This window comes from Bartonella sp. AP57NXGY (assembly GCF_042195805.1).
In the GTDB taxonomy this organism is placed as follows: domain Bacteria; phylum Pseudomonadota; class Alphaproteobacteria; order Rhizobiales; family Rhizobiaceae; genus Bartonella.
The window spans coordinates 24,233-27,157 of record NZ_JBHIOZ010000015.1; the positions used below are offsets into that span (position 1 = coordinate 24,233).

1 protein-coding gene and 1 pseudogene are annotated in these 2,925 nt (G+C 34.0%); one reads left to right on the forward strand and one right to left on the reverse strand.

The genetic code is table 11. The features are described from left to right. On the forward strand, positions 1-529 hold a 529-nt coding region (locus ACFIL8_RS03500), incomplete at its 5' end, for a DUF2125 domain-containing protein (protein WP_375688930.1). Between the two features lie 1,313 nt (positions 530-1,842). Here ACFIL8_RS03500 and ACFIL8_RS03505 read toward each other — a convergent pair. Beyond that, a pseudogene (locus ACFIL8_RS03505) lies at positions 1,843-2,925 on the reverse strand (NAD-glutamate dehydrogenase); the annotation flags it as partial.

The window sequence follows — 2,925 nt, forward strand, 5'->3', positions numbered from 1 at the left end:
TCAAAAAATAACGGCAGAATTTTTTCGACTTGATCTTAAACATGAAAAGAATGATTTATCGGGACATATAACTTTTGACGGTTTTGATGCTTCTCCCTTTTTAAAATCTTCTTTTGTTGATATTCCTAAAATTGATGGCAATTTGAAATGGATTTTAAATGATGCCTCTCTTCTGTTTGAACATGAAGAAAAAAATTGGCAACAGCGACTGTATGGAAAAAGTGGACTTTTAAAGCAAGGTGAATTGACTTTTCATACAGGTGGTGCAGTGCGTATTAGTGGACCTTTTTCTTTTGATGATGAAGGATATTTGACAGCAAAATTTGAACTTGTCCTTATTCAGTCCATGAAGCTTCTTAACACTCTGCAGCGCTTATTTCCCGCGCAAGCCAATAATCTTCAAGCGTTATTTTTTATTTTGGGTGCTTTGCCTAAAAATGCGGACGGCGCTCCCGTTCTTTCCTTGCTCATTAACAATGGGTGGGTAAAACTGGGATTTTTAAAACTTGGTCGTCTTGCTCCACTTTAGGTGTTGTACCAAAGCCTTTTTTCATTTTTACTACCAAATTTCAACTTTTTCTGATTTTCACACTTTTTTGCAATTTTAGAGTGTCAAAATCTATTTTAACAAAATGCGTATTTAATGGTAAAAAAATAGCTATAAAAATAAAAAATTATCACCTACTCCTAACTCGTCCAACCTCTTTTCACTTAGTACAAAATCTTATGTCAAACTACATATAGCAACAGTGTTTCTATGGAAAAAGTGGCATTTTAAAGTATGCTGAATTGCCTTTTTATACAGGTGGTGTGGTACTTGTTAGGAACCTTTTTCTTTATATATGGAATGAGCATATTGCATATATCTGTTTGGGTGTAACCTCTTAAAACAAGTAAATAGCCTAGTTGGAGGAAGATATGAAGTTGTAAAGGGGAAAATCAACATCCATCTTTACTGTCATTTTTTATTCGATTTTACGCATTTCAAAAGCAGTTACAGTTATATCTTTTAAATAATGGATTAAGCTTATCCTTTTATTTCTGATATTTTTTAATGAAGCTATATGTCTTCCACGTAAAACAGAATATATTTGTATTGCATATTTACGCATTTGTTAAAAAAATATTTCTCAGTGCTTCCTATTTCACGATGTCGCCTGTGAATGGTATAAGGATAAAGCCATTAAGCACCATCATCTTTTCGGTTACGGAGTAACAAGCTAGGGGAAAACATCATCATATTTATATTTGCTTATATTTGCTAATTCTCAATCTTACTGCAGCTTTTGGCACTTGAGGCGGTTTATGAGGGGCATTTTTAGTCCTTTCTTTACTGTTTTTATCTATTCGGCTTTCCCATTTGCAATATGCAAGGGGAAATGGGGTTAATTAATTGAATATAAATAGATTTTAAATGAGACAAATTTAGAATATCGGATTATCATAAAAATGATAAAATTATGATTGTAAATCAATATATTATATTTTTATGATGAAGGATATTTGACAGTAAAATTTGAATTTATTTTTTATTTTGAGTGCTCTGTCTAAAAATGCGGGATAGGGTTTCCGTTCTTCCCTTGTTGATTAGTCATGGATGGATAGAACGGAGCAAAAGCTTAGCTGTTTTGTACTGCTTTTAAGTCTGAAAGTTTATGTTTTTAGGGTGAGAAATCAATCCTGTTGTTTTTTTGAAATTGTTGCAAACAATTCTATTGTGATAAATAGCGAGATTTTTATTTTTGGTGTTATGTCTAAAATGCAAACTTCTGCTCTGTCTTAGTTGGTTTGTTGTGGTGGTGGGATAGAACGGGAGATTGAGGGGGTCGTTTTGTATTTTCTTTAGGTTTGAAAGCCAATATTTTGAAGTTGAGAAATCAATCCTGCTGCAAAAGTAAAACGAGAAATATTGAGATCATTTTCAATAAGGGCGCTAATGCGGTTTGTAATGTTGTGAATATGATCTTCTTCTGTTTTTTTCCAAGTGTCAAAAGGATCTTTTTTCTTTCCATAATTTTTGAGGATTTTCATAACGATTTGCCGAAAGCTTTCAGAAACATTTTCTTTGGCTTGGCTTAAAGCCATACTATCATAATAATCTACTACAGGAATTATACGACTTGCTTCGTTAATGCGGTTTATACGAATGATTTGCGCAAGTGAAAAGTAGATCTCTGCGGTTTTAATAAGATCACTGTTGCTTTGTTTTGCAATCAAAGAAATATCACAGATTGTTGAAGCAGCTTCCAAGAGAGCTAATTGTTTCGCTAATGCTTTTGGTGCTCCCTCTTCGCTGTAGTGTAATGCTTTTTCTTCAATCTTTTGCTTAATATCGTTGCCGTGAGAATGCATAAGCTCTTTTTCAATAACGCTACGGGCTTGTTTTATTGTTTTTACAATTTCTTCTAATGGACGTGAGAGATCTATGTTGTGCAAACCCCAATTGGTTGTTTCAAAGAGCATTGGGGTCATTGTTGCGTAGAATTTATTTTGGACAAGACCGGGTATTTTATTATCAAGCTTATCAATTTGCTCAGACAATTGAGGAATTTCGAAACCATCGCGGATGGCAATGAAAACGCGAATAATATTTTCAGTCTTTTGTTCTGTTGCATCGTGTAGTCTATTAACAAAAGTGGGGCCTCCACGATTTACAATATCGTTGGCAATCAGCGTTGCGATAATATTACGACGCAATTGATGGTTAATAACTTCCTTCTTAAAATTTTCTTGAATTTGGGTTGGAAAATAGTTCAGCAAGGCTGTATTGAAATAGTGATCATCAACAATGGGGCTATTAGCAATTTCTTCTTTTAAGGTCAATTTAGCATAGGCAAAAATAACGGCGAGTTCTGGACGGAGAAGACCTTTGCCTTGGGTTGTTCTTTGTCGTAAAATTTGCTCATCAGGGAGTATTTCAACTCT